General features: G+C 68.4%; 13 protein-coding genes. 3 read left to right on the plus strand and 10 right to left on the minus strand.

Annotated elements, in window-relative coordinates; all coding sequences use genetic code 11:
• Positions 1 to 133: 133 nt before the first annotated feature.
• Positions 134 to 1,087 (minus strand): LytTR family DNA-binding domain-containing protein, encoded by a 954-nt coding sequence (locus ACGLHS_RS23820; protein ID WP_394483804.1) that lies wholly within the window; start codon positions 1,085 to 1,087, stop codon positions 134 to 136.
• Between the two features lie 155 nt (positions 1,088 to 1,242).
• Between ACGLHS_RS23820 and ACGLHS_RS23825 the strand changes: the two genes are divergently transcribed.
• Positions 1,243 to 2,502 carry an acyltransferase family protein gene (locus tag ACGLHS_RS23825; protein ID WP_394483806.1) on the plus strand — a complete coding sequence of 420 codons (1,260 nt, stop codon included), beginning with the start codon at positions 1,243 to 1,245 and terminating at the stop codon, positions 2,500 to 2,502.
• Here the strand turns inward: ACGLHS_RS23825 and ACGLHS_RS23830 are convergent.
• Entirely contained in the window at positions 2,429 to 2,866 is a 438-nt protein-coding gene (locus ACGLHS_RS23830; protein ID WP_394483808.1) for a PaaI family thioesterase, read from the minus strand. The genes ACGLHS_RS23825 and ACGLHS_RS23830 overlap by 74 nt on opposite strands.
• Before the next feature lie 246 nt (positions 2,867 to 3,112).
• Here ACGLHS_RS23830 and ACGLHS_RS23835 point away from each other — a divergent pair, with 246 nt between their 5' ends.
• A complete protein-coding gene (locus tag ACGLHS_RS23835; RefSeq protein ID WP_394483810.1) occupies positions 3,113 to 4,750 on the plus strand; it encodes a DUF4139 domain-containing protein in 1,638 nt (545 codons plus the stop codon).
• A 43-nt stretch (positions 4,751 to 4,793) separates the two neighbouring features.
• Here ACGLHS_RS23835 and ACGLHS_RS23840 read toward each other — a convergent pair whose 3' ends face one another.
• The 7 genes from ACGLHS_RS23840 to ACGLHS_RS23870 form a co-directional block, all read right to left on the minus strand.
• Positions 4,794 to 6,977: a TonB-dependent receptor gene (locus tag ACGLHS_RS23840; RefSeq protein ID WP_394483812.1), complete on the minus strand. Its 2,184-nt coding sequence runs from the start codon at positions 6,975 to 6,977 to the stop codon at positions 4,794 to 4,796.
• Positions 6,978 to 7,018: 41 nt separating this feature from the next.
• Positions 7,019 to 8,515 carry an ABC transporter permease subunit gene (locus ACGLHS_RS23845; protein WP_394483814.1) on the minus strand — a complete coding sequence of 499 codons (1,497 nt, stop codon included), beginning with the start codon at positions 8,513 to 8,515 and terminating at the stop codon, positions 7,019 to 7,021.
• A gap of 16 nt (positions 8,516 to 8,531) precedes the next feature.
• Positions 8,532 to 9,932, minus strand: coding sequence for an ABC transporter permease subunit (locus ACGLHS_RS23850; protein WP_394483816.1), 1,401 nt, complete (start codon positions 9,930 to 9,932; stop codon positions 8,532 to 8,534).
• 2 nt (positions 9,933 to 9,934) lie between these two features.
• Positions 9,935 to 10,642 carry an ABC transporter ATP-binding protein gene (locus ACGLHS_RS23855; protein WP_394483818.1) on the minus strand — a complete coding sequence of 236 codons (708 nt, stop codon included), beginning with the start codon at positions 10,640 to 10,642 and terminating at the stop codon, positions 9,935 to 9,937.
• Positions 10,643 to 10,815: 173 nt separating this feature from the next.
• Complete coding sequence (ykgO, locus tag ACGLHS_RS23860; RefSeq protein ID WP_125951190.1) at positions 10,816 to 10,965, minus strand: type B 50S ribosomal protein L36; 150 nt, start codon at positions 10,963 to 10,965, stop codon at positions 10,816 to 10,818.
• 131 nt (positions 10,966 to 11,096) lie between these two features.
• A complete protein-coding gene (locus tag ACGLHS_RS23865; protein WP_394483820.1) occupies positions 11,097 to 11,549 on the minus strand; it encodes a Fur family transcriptional regulator in 453 nt (150 codons plus the stop codon).
• Between the two features lie 31 nt (positions 11,550 to 11,580).
• Positions 11,581 to 12,666, minus strand: a complete 1,086-nt coding sequence (locus ACGLHS_RS23870) for a suppressor of fused domain protein (RefSeq protein WP_394483822.1) — start codon at positions 12,664 to 12,666, stop codon at positions 11,581 to 11,583.
• Positions 12,667 to 12,775: 109 nt separating this feature from the next.
• Here ACGLHS_RS23870 and ACGLHS_RS23875 point away from each other — a divergent pair, with 109 nt between their 5' ends.
• Positions 12,776 to 13,597, plus strand: a complete 822-nt coding sequence (locus ACGLHS_RS23875; protein ID WP_394483824.1) for a hypothetical protein — start codon at positions 12,776 to 12,778, stop codon at positions 13,595 to 13,597.
• Positions 13,598 to 13,645: 48 nt separating this feature from the next.
• On the opposite strand, the gene ylqF is transcribed toward ACGLHS_RS23875, so the two are convergent.
• On the minus strand, positions 13,646 to 14,620 hold the full coding sequence (gene ylqF / locus ACGLHS_RS23880) for a ribosome biogenesis GTPase YlqF (protein ID WP_394483826.1): 975 nt from the start codon (positions 14,618 to 14,620) through the stop codon (positions 13,646 to 13,648).
• Positions 14,621 to 14,802: the final 182 nt, after the last annotated feature.

Below are 14,802 nucleotides of genomic sequence, written 5' to 3' on the forward strand. Positions count from 1 at the left end.
GGGCGCCGGCGCAAGAAAGCAAAAATGGTGCCTAGAGGCTCTTTGATGGTGCAAAACGAACCATTAGCGGGACGATTCACCCGCTCACGCACCGGAACAGGCCATCGCCTGCCGTGTTGCCCGCTGCCCCGATTCAGCCGGCACCGGCGCGCAGCGCGTCGCGGTAGCGCCGGCTGCAGGGCACGGTGGTGCCGTCGTGCATGTGCAGTCGGGCGTCGCCGCCGTCCATCGGCTCGATCTCCTTGATGCGCCCCAGGTTCACCGCGTGGCTGCGGTGCACGCGCACGAAGCGCGCGGGGTCGAGCTGGGTCAGGAAGTCGGTGAGCGTGGCGCGCAGCAGGTAGTCGTGGCCGTTGACGTGCAGGCCGACGTAGTTGCCCTCGGCCTGGAGCCAGTCGATGTCAGTGGCGGCAATCAGGAATTCGCGGCGCAGCTTGCGCACCAGAAAGCGCTCGGGGCGGGCGACGGGTTGCGGTGGGGGCACTTCCGGCATCGAGGATTCGAACCCCTTCGGTTCCGCCAAAGCCGGGCCCAAAGGCGGCAGCGATGGCTCGGCCACGCCCTCCTCCGGCGCATCGAGCACCCGTGCCTCGCCCTGCAGCCGCAGCACGAACAGCCGGTAGGCCCAGATGCCGAAGATCATCGAGGCGTAAACGCGCACGTCCTTCAGGTACTCGTAGCCCCACTGGCTCACCCACCCGCCGAAGTCGTAGTGCGACCCGGCCATGGCGTAGACCAGCGCGCGCAGCCCGAACATCGCCACCACGTGGACCACGCTGAAAACAACGCTGGCCGCTACGTGCCAAGCCAGAAAGCGCACCAGGTGATTGCGCGCCAGCGGCGCCAGCCAGCGCTCGGTGGCCACCAGCGCCGGCACCAGCAGCAACAGCACGAAGTGGCTCGACACCTCCCAGGTCGCGACCTGCCATCGGGGGTGCGGCATGGCGGCGCGCGTGCTGGCGTCGACGATCGCGACGACGGTGCTGAAGGCGGCCTGCAGCGTCATCAGCACGATCCAGAAACCCACCTCCACATAGCGGCGGATCGGCTCGTAGCGTTCGTACAGGTTCTTGCGTGGTTCTCCCATGGCCGGAATTCTCGCGAAAACACCCCCTGGGACCGGCGAATTTCGTCCCTCGGGGCCACCGCTCGTCACAAAGCGGGGGCGATCCGTCCCGCCGACACGCAGTGCAGGGCCGGCGCGGCCGAGCATCGCGGCTTCTTTGCTTCAAGGAGCCCGCCATGCGCGCCACCGCCGCCCCGCCCGACCACGCCGCCGCCGCCCCTCATCGCCGCCACGACATCGACGCCCTGCGCGCCCTGGCCTTTCTGTTCGTGATCCTCTATCACGTGGGCATGTATTACGTGGCCGACTGGCCCTGGCACCTGAAAAGCCCGCACGCGGCCGAGTGGCTGCAATGGCCGATGCGCATCCTCAACCTCTGGCGCATGGACCTGGTGTTCCTGATCTCGGGCGTGTCGCTCGGCTTCCTGAGCCGCGGCCAGGGCACCTGGAGCCTGTTGCGCAGCCGTGGCGTGCGGCTGATGCTGCCGCTGGCTTTCGGCATGGCAGTGATCGTGCCGTACCAGGCCTATGCGCAGGGCGTGGCCAACGGGTTGGTCGCGCCGGGCTTCGGCACCTTCTTGCTGCGCTACCTGTCGATGGCCGAGCCGTGGCCGCGCAAGGCCTTCGACGGCGCGGAGTTCGGCATCACCTGGAACCATCTCTGGTACCTGCCCTACCTGTTCGCCTACACGGCCGTGATCGCGCTGACGCTGACGCTGTGGAACTCGGCCGCCGGCCAATGGATGCGCCGCCGCTTCAACGGGCTGCGCGGCTGGCGGCTGTTGCTGCTGCCGGTGGTGCCGCTGCTCGCCTGGACGATGCTGCTGGCCTCGCACTTTCCGCCCACGCACAACCTGGTGCGCGACTTTTACCTGCACAGCGTCTACTTCACGATGTTCCTCTACGGCTACTGGATGGGCGTGGACACCGGCGTGTGGCAAGAGCTGGAGCGGCTGCGCCGGGTGTCGCTGGCGCTGGCAGTCGCGGTGATCGCCACCCTCATCGTGCTGCGCATCGGCGCCAAGGGGCCGGCTTCGGGCCTGTTGATGGACGTGCTGCGCACGCTCTACCTGTGGCTGACGGTCACGACCATCCTGGGCCACGGCCATCGCTATTTGAACCGCCCGTGGCCGTGGCTGCGCTGGGCCAACGAGTCGGTGTACCCGTGGTACGTGCTGCACCAGACGCTGATCATCATCGGCGTGACGCTGCTGGCACCGCTCGCGCTGGGCCCGATGCTCGAGCCCGCGCTGCTGCTGGCGCTGACGCTGCTCGGCTGCTGGGCGCTGACCGACGGGCTGATCCGCCGCAGCAACTGGCTGCGGCCACTGTTCGGCCTGAAGCTGCGGCGCCGGGCCCAACCTACGCAGCAGCCGGCTTCGCCTGAAGCTCTTCCACCGGAACCAGGATGGCGTTCCCCGTCGCCACGAGCTTGAGCGCGTCGTCGCCCTTGCCTTCGGGCTGCGCGAACAGCTCGGCCCCGACGAACACCTGCTTGCGGCCGGCCTTGATCACCCGGCCGCGCGCCACGAAGGCCTGGCCGATGGCGGGCGAGATGCAGTTCACCGAGAAGTGCGAGGCCAGCACGCGGCCCGCCTGCGTGGCGGCCGCGTAGCCGCTCACGGTGTCGAGCAGCGCGGCGATCATGCCGGCGTGCAGGAAGCCGGCGTACTGGCCCATGTCTTCGGCGCGCCAGTTCATGCGCAGCTCGGCCTGGCCGTCGCCGGCGTGCGTCACCTCGAAGCCGGCCCAGCGGTTGAAGGCGGCGGACTGGTTGATGGTCTTGATGGTGTCGAGCATGGAAGGTCTCCTTGGCGTGGCGATGCCGGTGAGTGGTGATGGGTGGACAGGTATGGGCCACTCTAAGAAGCGCCGGCCGCGCGCGTCGTCGCGCGGGTGACGGCCCACGCCGTTGCGGTTGCATTGGCGACAGCGCCACCAGTCACCGCACCCCGGTGAAATTTTTTTGACACCGCCTTAACCCCGTTCCGCGAGCCCCGCCGTATGAGTGGAGACAAACCCATTCACTTCCTGCGAAGGCTCCTCATGAAAGCACCGTACCCCACCCTTCTTCTGCGTGCCACTGTCGTTGCCGCCGGCTGGCTGGTCCTGAACGCCACCGCCCAGGTGCCGCCCCCCATGGCCGACAGCTCGCGCATCACCCAGGTCAAGGTCTACCCCGGCAGCGCCACGGTGGAGCGCGTGGCGCGCGTCGCGGCGGGCAGCCGCTCGGTCACCTTCGCCTGCCTGCCCGCGGGGCTGGACGTGCAAAGCCTGCAGGTGTCGGCCGACGCCTCGGTGCGCGTGGGCGAGACCTCGGTGCTCAACGAGACACGCGAGCTGTCGGCACGCTGCTCCACCAGCGCGCTCGACGGCCGCATCCGCGAGCTCGAAGACCAGAAGGCCGCGCTGCAGGCCGAGACCGACGCGCTGGGCATGGTCACCGGCTACCTCAAGGGCCTGTCGGGTGGCAGCGGCGACGGGGCCCAGGGCGCACGCGCCCCGCTGGACGCACGCAACCTCGCCGCGATGACCGAGGCGATGCGCCGCACCGGGCAGGAATCGCTGCTCAAGCAGCACCAGATCCAGCGCAAGCAGACCGACATCGACCGCCAACTCAACCCGCTGCTGGCCGAGCGCACGCGCTCGCAAGGCAACGGCGGGCAGGTGGTGGCCGTCACCGTGACGCTGGCCGCCAGCGCCGATGCCGACGTCAAGCTCAGCTACCAGGTCAACGGCCCCGGCTGGACGCCCACCTACCGCGCGCTGCTCGACACCAACACGCGCAAGGTGCGCATCGAGCGGCAGGCGCTGGTGGCGCAGTCCACCGGCGAAGACTGGCGCGGCGTGAAACTGGTGCTGTCCACCGGCCAGCCACGCCGCGAAACCACGGGCCGCACGCCAGGCGCGTGGCGCATCGGCATCGAGCCGCCGCCGCGCAAGCTGGCCGCGCAGGCCGACGAGGTCTACATGGCCGCCCCTGCTGCGCCGGCCATGGCGCCGATCGCCGCCAAGCAGGCCGCCGTCGACCGCCGCGAGCCGGTGTTCGACGTGAGCGTGTTCGACAACAGCTTCGCCACCGAATTCGCAGTGCCCCAAAGCATCGACGTGCCCTCCAACGGCCAGCGCGTGACGATGGCGCTGGGCCAGCACGAAGACACGGCCAAGCTGGCGGTACGCACCAGCCCGCGCGTGGACGCCAGCGCCTTCCTGGTCGCCGAACTCCCGCAACCCGCGGGCGTGTGGCCGGCCGGCCCGATGCAGCTCTACCGCGACGGCAACTTCGTCGGCAGCGGCCGCTGGAACGCGCCGAGCGACGCCAGCCTCACGCTGTCTTTCGGCCGCGACGAGCTGGTGCGCGTGCAGGCCGAACCCGAGCGCGACAACCAGGGCACCGGCGGCTTTGCCGGCTCGCGCGCCGAGCGCAAGGTGCAGCGCGCCTACGTGGTCGAGAACCGCCATCGCACGCCCATCGCGGTGCAGGTGCTCGAAGCCGCTCCGGTGTCGGTCGACGAGCAGGTGCGCGTGGCATCGCAGTTCTCGCCGCAGCCCGCCGAGTTGGCCTGGAACAAGCAGCCCGGCCTGACGATGTGGCGCTTCGACCTCGACGCCGGCAAGACCGCCCGCGTGACGGCCGACTACACCATCGGCTATCCGAAGGACGCGCGGCTGCAGATGCGCTGAGGGTGCACCACCGGGCGAATCACCGGGCGCATCACCGGGCGCATCAGAAGTCGAACTTGGCCGACAGCTCGAAGGTGCGCCGTGGCGCCAGCAGCACCTGGCTGGTCGCGCGGCCGGCCCAGGTGGCGTAGAGCTTGTCGGTCAGGTTGCGCACGCGGAAGGTCAGCAGCGCCTTCTCGAGCCGGTAGCTCACCGCCGCATCCATGGTGGTGTAGCCGTTGATGCGGATCAGGTTGGCGTTGTCGGTGAACATGTGGCCGGTGCGGTTCAGCGACACGAAGTACTCGAACTTCGAGCCGTCGGGCCGGTGGGTCGCGAAGAGATTGGCCACGCGCTCGGGCACGTTCGGCGGCGTCTTGCCCACGCGCGAGACGCCACCCGCCTCGACCAGCGTGTCGAAGCGCGCATCGAGCGCCGCAAGATTGCCCGCCAGCGTCCATTCACGCGTGGGCCGCCACACGGTCGACAGCTCGATGCCGCGCGAAGACTGGCGCCCGTTGTTCACGGTGTTGGCGACGTTGTTCGGGTCACGCGAGAGCACGTTGCTCAGCTCGATCTTGTAGACCGCCGCCGTCCACTCCAGGTTGGCTTCGGGAATGCTCTGCTTGAAACCCACCTCGGCCTGCTTGCCGCGCGACATCGGAAACGCCGCGTTCGACGCCGACAGCAGGAACAGCGAGTTCACCGGCAGCGTGGCGTTGGTGTACTGCGCGTAAATGCTCGACTGCGGCGTGATGTCATACACCGCGCCGAGCCGGCCCGAGGTCGAGCGGTAGCTGGTGCCGAAGCGGTTGAGCGTGGCCAGGTTCAGGTCGAGGATGCCGCGTTCGACTTCGGTGCGGTCGTGGCGCAGGCCGCCGACCAGCGTGAGGTTGCGCATCGGCTTGAGCGCGTCTTCCATGAAGACCGAGGTGACCTTCACCTTGGCCGTGGTGTTGGTGCGGTTGCCGCCGCCCACGCTGAGGGCCGGGTCGTCGTTGAACAGGCCAACGTACGGGTTGAACACCGACACGCGCAATGCGTTCGCGGTGCTGGCGCTGCCGTTTGAAAAGCGGCGCTGGCTGCCGAAGCGCGTTTCGCTGTATTCGCCGCCGACGACGAAGCGGTTGTCCATGCCGCCGAGCGTGCCCTTGTGGGTGGCGTCGAAGCGGTTGAGCCAGAAGTCCTGATCGTGCGAAATCATCGTCTGGTCGCGCCCGATGTTGCCCGGCTGCTCGAAGGCGGCGAACTCCGAGTTGCGGAACATGCGCTTCGCCTTGTTGGCCGAGAACTCGTTGCGCCACGACCAGCCGCCATCGAGCTGCCCCGTCAGGCGTGCGCGCAGCCAGTAGGTTTCAGACGAGTTGTCGTCGTCGAGCACGTTGTAGTTGATGCCCGTCATGCGCCGGTCGATCACGCGGCCGTCGGGCGTGCTGACCACGCCGGTCGGCTGCGTGGCAAAGCTGCGCGGCACCAGCGGCGTGCCCCAGTAGGCCTGGTTGTTGTCGCGCAGGTAGTCGAAGGCCAGGTCGAGCTTGACCGAGCCGCCGAAGTCGACCATCAGCCCGCTGGTGAAGTGGTCGATGCGCTCGCCGTTGCGCGCGATGGTGCCGACCTTAGTGTCGTTGCGGCTGTAGTCCAGCCGGTAGGCGCTGGCGTCGCCGAGCGCACCGCCGAAACCGAAGGCCGCGCGCGTCGATCCATAGCTGCCGTAGGACAACAAGGCCTCCTTGTGCGGATTGTCGCGGTCGGGCCGCTTGGTCACGAAGTTGACGACGCCGCCGATGGCGCCTTCGCCATCGAGCACCGAGGCCGGGCCCTTCAGCACTTCGATGCGGTCGTAGTTCCAGGTGTCCTGCACCCGGTTGACCACGCCCGCACCGGAGCTGCGAACGCCGTCGTACAGATACATGATGCTCGTGAAGCCGCGCGTGGACAGCGTGGTCGGCGACGACGGCGGGCCGCCGCCCGACAGGCCGGCCATGCCGCGCAACGCCTCGCTGAAGGTGCGCGCGCCGCGCTGCTGCATGGCGTCTTGCGACAGGATCTCGACCGAGGCCGGTGTCTCGCGCACCGACAGGCCGAGCCGCGACGCGGTGCCGCTCGACTCCTCGAGATGCAGGCTGTTGGCGTCGCGGCTGCCCTCGATGGTGACGGTGCCAAGCTCGGCATTGGCTTGTTGCGCGTAGGAAGGCTGGAAGACGGTGGCGGCAGCCACTGCCATGGCCGTGCGGATGAACGGGGTCATTGGATTGTTTCTGAAGGCTGGAAAGAAAACGGAACGGACGCTCAGGCGACCGAGAAGCGGCGCAACCGCCACGCGGCCACGCCGAACAGCAGCAGGCTCGGCAGCAGCAGTTGCAGCACGGCGAGCGCGGCCTGGTTGCGCACGAGCGCGGCGGGCTCCTCCTGCCAGGTGAAGGCCGGAATGCGGTCGAAGTCGGCTGGCGAGAGTGCATCGCGCGCGTCGATGCGCGGGAAGAAGAAGGCCTTCCACGCCTCGTGGTAGGCGACCGTCTGCGCGTCGAAGCGCGCATGGCGGCGCGCGCCGGTGCCGGCCAGCGCGGTCATGCCTTCGTACGCCACCGCCGCCGGCGACACCGCGCCGAAGCGCCCCACCAGCACCTGCTGGCGCGCCTGCTGCGCGTCGAAACGATCCAGCTCGGGCCGGATGGCGTCGTCGACCTCGCGGTCGATGGCGTACATGGCCAGCGCGCGGCCGGCAATTTCGATCTTGCCGTCGCGCGGCAGAAGGATCGCGCCACGCCCGACATGCTGGTAGTCGGCACTCAGCAGGTCCGCATGCCGCTTCATGGCCTCGGCGGTGACCACGCGCTGGCGCGTGGCGAGTTCGGTGCGCGAAGGCGCGGGGCTGGCCTGCGTGACGGCGAGGTTGAGCAGCACCGGCGCGACCAGCACCAGCAGCACCCATGCGATGACCAGCACCATCGCATTCGTCGCCGACGAGGCACCGAAGGCGTTGACCGCGACCACCAGCGCAAACCAGAAGAGCGCATAGGCGCCCACCAGCAAGGCCCACCAGAGCGTGGCGCTGCCTGCATCGCCCGCACTGCCCGCGGTGCCGATCCACCCGGCCTGCCGCGCGATCAGCAACACCGCCACCGGCAGCAGCACCGCCGGCCCCAGCAGCACCGCGGCGCGCACCGAGAGCTTGCCCGCGAGCAGCGTGCGCAGGCGCAGCGGCTGCGACAGCAGCAGGCGCAAGGTGCCGTTCTCGCGCTCGGCCGACAGCAGGTTGTAGCTGAGCGCGAAGATCAGCAAGGGCAGCAGGTAGACGATGACAAAGGCCAGGTCGAAATGCCCGCTCATCAGGTGCCACGGGCTTTCGATGTCGCTCGGGTTCATGAACACGACACGGCTCTGGTTCGTGACCTCGTACTGGCTCGGGAACAGATCACTCTGCCCCAGAGCCACGGGTCCGAGCGGCGCGGTCGGCAGCAACGCGTGATGGCCGCCGTAGCTGCTCGCCATGCGCGATGGATCGGCCGGGTTCTGGAACGGCGTGGGCTGCGCGGTGCCCGCAAGGATCGCTTCGAGCTGCACGCGCTGCGCGGCGCGGGTGTCGCGGTCGGCCTTTGCCACGGCCGCCTGCGCGCGGTCGCGGTGCGCGCTTTGCAGCAGGCCGTTGCCGAGGGCATAGGCCACCAGCAGCAGGAACAGCGCGCCGACGAGCCAGAGGCCGCGCTCGGCGAGCATCAAGCGGCATTCCTGCCGCATCACGGCCAACAGGCGACGGCCCTGCGAGGGTTGGAGAGGTGTGTTCATGGTCATGCCCGTCCCCTCACAGCGCACGCTGGCGCACGGTGGTGAAGGCCGCGAAGGCGGCGGCCAGCAACAGCGCCACGCACAACACCGCAAGGCTGCGCGCCTGGTGCCGCAGCGCCCACGTCGCGCCGGGCGGGTGGTAGTCGAACGGCGGCACGGTGGCCCACAGTTCGCGCGGCGCCTGGTAGGCGAAGTGACGGTCGCCCAACGGATCGGCGTGTGCCACGAGGTCCTGGCTCATCAGGTCCTGGATGTCGCGGCGATGCAGTTCGGCCTCTGTCGTGAAGCTGCGGTGGTGCGCGAAGTCGGTGCCGGCCATGCCCATCGAGAAGCTGCGGATCGCAAGGATGGGCAGCAAGAGGCCGCTCCATTCCTGCACCGTCTGCTGCTGCTCCCAGGTGTCCCAGAGGCGGCCGTAGTGGCGGTCGTAGACGGCGTACGACGACTGGTCGTCGAGCCGCAGTGCCAGGCCCCACTTCGACAACGGCACGTCGCGCCCCCAGCGCTCGGTGGTGCCGAAGTTCTTCTGCCAGACCGCGTCGGACACGGCCTTGCGCTCGGCGTCCAGGGCCTGGTCGAAGGCCAGCCGCGTGGGGCTGGGGAACCATGCGCGCGAGAGTTCCGACATCACGCGCGGCGCCATCACCGCCTGCCCGATCCACAGCGCCAGCAGCACGGTGATCGCCATGCGCGAGGTCGACGACGCCGCCGACACGCCCAGCACCAGGAACACGAAGATGCCGAGGTACACGGCGTAGCCGAGCGCCCATGCGGCCAGCCGCAGCAGCGCGTCGAGCCGGTCGCCGGGCCCCGCGCCGACGGCCACCGCGATGGCCGCGACGATGGCGGCCGGCACCAGCAACACCGCCAGCGAAGCCACCAACGCCAATGCCTTGCCGCCGAGCAACCGAAGGGGCGACACGCCCAGGCTCAGGGTCTGGCGCAGGATGCCTTGTTCGCGCTCGCCCGCGAAGGCGTTGAAGCCGAGCACGATCACCAGCAGCGGCCCGAGCACCTGCAGGATCCAGCCGACCGACAGGTTGCCGAAGCGCTGCAGACCGGTCGCGTCTTGCGCGGCGTTGAACTTCACCTCGCTCTGGCGATGTGCCTGCAGCCACACGGTGCTGCCGATGTAGGGGTTGATGCCCGGGTCCATCATGGCCAGCGCGGCTTCGGGCTTGAAGGCGTGCATGCCCTGGTGCGCGGCATCATGCGGATGGCGCCGGTCTTGCTGCAGCCAGTCGCGGTAGTCCATGGCTTGCGCGGCGTGTTGTTCGGCGCGGGCGTCGCGCTGGTGCGTCCAGCCGACCGCGAGCGCGGTGAGCAGCAATACCAGCACCAGTCCGCCAGCCCAGTACAGGCGCCCGTCGCGCAGGCGTTCGAGAAATTCGCGCCTTGCGATCCAGATGAGCGACATGCCTATGCCCTCATGTGCTGAAGGTAGAGCGACTGCAGGTCGGTGCGCGCGATCTGCGCGTCGCCGTCCAGGCTTTCGACGAGCAGCCCGCGCTTCATGATCCCGACGCGCGTGGCGGTCTGCTGCGCATGGAACAGGTCGTGCGTGGTGGTGAGCACGGCCACGCCGTTGTCGGCGGCGCGCCGCAGCAGGCCCGAGAACTCGCTGGCCGCCTGCGGGTCGAGCCCCGAGGTGGGCTCGTCGAGCAACAGCGCCTTGGCCTGCTTGGCCAGCGCCACCGCGATCCACACCTTCTGGCGCATGCCTTTCGAGTACGCAGACACGCGCTTGTCGGCCGCCGCATGGTCGAGCCCGACCTCGGTCATCAGCTCGAGCAGCCGGTTGCGCGGCAGCTCGCGGCCCAGCGCCAGCCCGGCGAAGAAGCGCAGGTTTTCCAGCCCCGACAAGGTGCCGTACAGCGTGACCTGCTCGGGGATGTAGGCCACGTGCTGCTTGGTGGCGACCGGGTGGCGCGTGACGTCGATGCCGTTGATCTCGACCGTGCCAGCGGTCGGCGCGATGAAGTTCAGGAACAGGTTGATGGTCGTCGTCTTGCCGGCCCCGTTCGCGCCGAGCAGGCAGTAGATGTCGCCCGCGCGGATGTCGAGGTCGAGACGGTCGAGCGCGGTGTGCGTCCCGTACTGTTTGGTAAGGCCGATGGCTCGGAGCATGAAGAGGTTCCGGTTTGAAAAAAAACGCGCGCAGGCCAGCCCCGGCGGGCATGCGCCGATGCTTGTGTTCAGTGGTGGTCTGGGCGCCGGCGAAGGCCGCCAGCGCGCGAAAGAAAAAGAGGCGGAAGGGTCAGCGGCGGCGCATGGGCGCGCCGCGGCCCTTCAGGTTGCGATCAACGCTTGTGCTTGTTTTTCGCGCCGCCCTGCCTGGCCTTGAAGCGTGGGTTGGACTTGCAGATGACGTAGGTGCGGCCGCGCCGCGTCACCACCTGGCAATCGCGGTGGCGCTTCTTTGCTTCTTTGAGGGAGGACAGGACTTGCATAGGTAGGCCGAAAGGAGGAAGACCCGAGACTATACGTTATTGAGAATTCATTCTCAATAACATCGAGACCCTGACCGCCACCCTACCCCGCCATGCCGCCGCCCCTGCAACGGCCGTCCGCCCGAAGCGGCTCAGTGCGCTTTTGGCGTGCGCGCCTTCTTGCCGTTCGTGTCCGCGCACGATGCGCACAGCCCGTGCAAGGTCACCTCGTGGCTTTGCACCTGGAAGCCCTTGGGCACGAGATCGTCCATCGGCCCCGGGCAGGCGTGCAGCAGAAAGACCTGCCCGCAGCCCGCGCAATGAAAGTAGTGATGGTGGTGGTCGGCCTCTTTGCCGTCGTGCTGCGAATGGCGATGCGCATCGGGCTTGCACGCCACTTCGTAGCGCGCCGGCTCGCCCGGCAATTCGACCTTCGCGATCTCGCCGTCCGCCAGCAGCAGCGACACCTGGCGGTACACGGTCGACAGGCTGATTTCGGGAACGATCTCGCGTGCGCGCTCCAGGATCTGGGGGGCGGTGAGTACGCGACCGGCGTCGCTGAAGGCGGAGAAAACTGCGTTGCGCTGGCGCGTGAGACGTTGCATGTTTCGATGATAGTGGGCGGGCCCCAGCGCTTCAGCCGACGGTGCGAACGACCTTGCCGCTGGCGTCCTTGATCGTGGTCTTCTCGATCTGCCAGCGCACGCTGTCCAGGCTTTCGAGGGTGTAGGTGCCGGCGCGCGGCTGCAGTGTGCGGGCCAGTTCGCGCACCGCGTCGTCGGTCAGTTGCAGCGTCAGTTGGCCGTCGCTCTCGCTCACGCTGTTGGCGTCGCCGCGCTCGAACACCAGCGCGCCTTCTCGGCCGGCGACGCGAAAGCCCCGGCCGAAGGGCAGCCGCAGCGGCAGCAGCGTGACGAGTTCATCGACCTGGCGCGCGCCCAGCACGATCTCGGTGAGGGGCGTGCGCAGCAGGCGCTTCTTCACTTTCCAGCCGAGCACGTCGGTAAAGAGAAATCCGCTCGACGAACCATCGCGCTGCGTGCCTTCGGCCACCCGCGCACGCACCTCGGCGTTGTCGAGCAGCGAAGGCCGCGCCAAGTCGGTCACCCACAGCGGCATGTCGGGCAGCAGCACGTCGAGCAGCTTGCGGGTCTGCCATTGCTTGGCGGCGCGCTCTTCGTCGAACGTGAGGCCGACCACCTGGAGGAAGTCCACGCGCCCGTGCGGCGTGTCGATGGCCGGCAGTTCGGGGTCGAACACGAAGCCCATCGAGCAGATCAGCGTTTCGCGCTCCAGGGCAATGGGGCCGTTGGCCGTCATCCAGTGGCCGTCGTCGAACACGTTGCCGCTGTTGAACACGTAGCGCGCCAGGTTCTGCAGGAAGTTGATGGCCCAGGCGGGCGGCTCCTCTTCGACGGGATGGCAGGCCAGCCGGAAGGTCAGCTCGAAGCCGTAGCCGCTGGTGTCGGCGTCGTCCGATTCCTTGCGGTACAGCTCGGTCAGCCCGTAGCTCACGAAGTGCCAGTGCGGCACCGGGTCCATGCGCTTCCAGGCGCTGATGCCGTCGAGCGGATCGGGCCCGCCGAGCATCCACTTGATGACCGTGCCGTAATGCTTCGGTTCCTGTCCGGGGTAGAGGCGGTCGAGCGCGCCGCTGATGGCGTCCCAGCCCGGAGAGCTGTCGTCGGCCTCGTCGGCCCGGCCCTGCGTTGCATCCGTCATGTCGCTCCTCGCGATGTCGATGCGGGCAAGCCTACACCGGGGTTTCAGTCAGGGGTCAGGCCGTCGTGGCATCCTCGGGGGCCGAAACGTTTTCCCTTGGAGAAAAATCGTGAGTTGGATCCATCGACGGGGTGTGCTTGCCCTGTCGGCCGCAAGCGCCGCCTCTGCCCTGCTCGCCGCCGCCGGCTGCGGGCAGAAAGACGTGCCCGCAGCGGCCGCTCCACCGCAGACGCCTGCCCCGGGCAGCATCGCGATCACGCAGGACGACATCGACACCTTCCGCCGCAGCCATGCCGAGTGGATCGACTGCGAATCGGGCGCGCCCGCCATCGTGCCCGCCGACATGTCGCTCGAACAGTTCGGCGAGCTGCTCGACGGCGGCCAGTCGCCGGCCTTCGACCGCTTCGTGAACGTGGCGTCCGCCTTCTTTTTGCACGCGAGCTTCGCGGCCGGGCACTACGCCTTTCTGCCGCCCTTCGGCAAGCGCGCGAGCTTCGACGTCACGGACGAGCACATCCGCCTGCTGCAGCGGGCGAACTGGCAGACCTTCCTGATCGACTGCAAGCGCCCGTACGGCGACTTCACGCATTTCGAGATCGACATGGCCGACATCCTCGGCCTGCCGGTGACGAAAGACGCCAAGGGCCACGCACAGATCGGCAAGGACGCCGAAAAGCGCATGGACGCGTTGCATGCCGACATGCTCTTTGCGCTGCAGGCCTACATCCGCTTTGCGCGGCTGAATCCGGGGCGCTACGTGGTGCCCGACCGGCGCTTTTCGCTGCACCTGAGCCGGCCGCTGTGCCGGCCGGTTTCGGCCACCCGCATCGCGATGTACCAGCGCGCGCTGAAGGCCGCGGGGCCCACGCCCGATTCGCACCGGCTGGCGGCGCTCAGCGAAGCGGCGGCGGGGTTGTTCGCGCTGGACTGAGCCGGGCTGCTGCAAGGCAGCCCTTGCAACAGCAGAAGGCGCTGGGCGTCAGGCGTCGCCTTCCGGCGTGGCCTCGGGCGCACTTTCGGGCTTCTGCTTGCCCTTCTTCCCACGCGCCGCTTTCTTCGCGGCACGCTCCGCATCGATGCGTTGGCCTTCGGCCAGCCACTGCAGGAACTCTTCAGGCGTTTCGAGCGTGATGCGCCCGAGGTTGCCCGCGCGAAACTCGTGCATCACGATCTCGGCGGCCTTCTGCAGATTGACCTTGCCCTTGCCCAGCAACGCGCCGCGCTTGCGGCCGATGGTGTCGAGCAGTGCCTCGTCCTTCATCCCGGCCATGGTGGCGGCGTCGAGCTCCACGAGCTTGAAGCGCGCGGCCACGCCGTCGGCGTAGTTGACCTTGAGGTAGTTGAGCAGCTCGAGCGCCACTTCTTCCTCGTCGAAGGCATTGCGCCCGATGGCGCCGCTGGCCGCGAGGTTGTAGCCGCTCTTGGGCACCACGATGCGCGGCCACAGCATGCCGGGCGTGTCCCACAGGTAGAAGTCGTCGGCCAGCGTGATGCGCTGCTCGAGCTTGGTGATGCCGGCCTCGTCCCCGGTCTTGGCCTTGCGCCCGCCGGTCAGGGTGTTGATGAGGGTCGACTTGCCCACGTTCGGAATGCCGCAGATCAGCACGCGCATCGGCTTGGCCATGCCGCCGCGCCGGGGCGAAAGCTCGTGGCAGGCGCGCACGATCTGCTGCGCGGGCGTGGTCTGGCTGGCATCGAGGCCGATGGCGCGCGTGTCGGGCAACGCGTTGTAGTGCGCGAGCCAGAGCAGCGTGCGCGCCGGGTCGGCCAGGTCCTGCTTGTTGAGCACCTTGAGCGTGGGCCGCCCGGCCGTGAGCTCGGCCAGCATCGGGTTGGCGCTGGAGCCGGGCAGGCGCGCGTCGAGCAGCTCGATGACCACGTCGATGTCCTTCACCCGCTCGGTGATGGCCTTCTGGGTCGTGTACATGTGCCCGGGGAACCACTGGATCGCCATCGATGGATGCTCTTTCTTTCGCGCTGTCTGGAAGGGGTCGGCCAAGGGCCGGGGGAGGATTGTGGCCCGCGAACCTGAACAGTAGCTGGCTGCTATATCTTTGATAGCTGAAGGCCGCCATTCTGCCTTCGTTGCGGGCGAGATCGATCCTAGAATCCCCGCGCTGCGCCCGCGCAGCCATT

This window comes from Variovorax sp. VaC1 (genome assembly GCF_043658315.1).
Lineage (GTDB): Bacteria > Pseudomonadota > Gammaproteobacteria > Burkholderiales > Burkholderiaceae_C > Variovorax.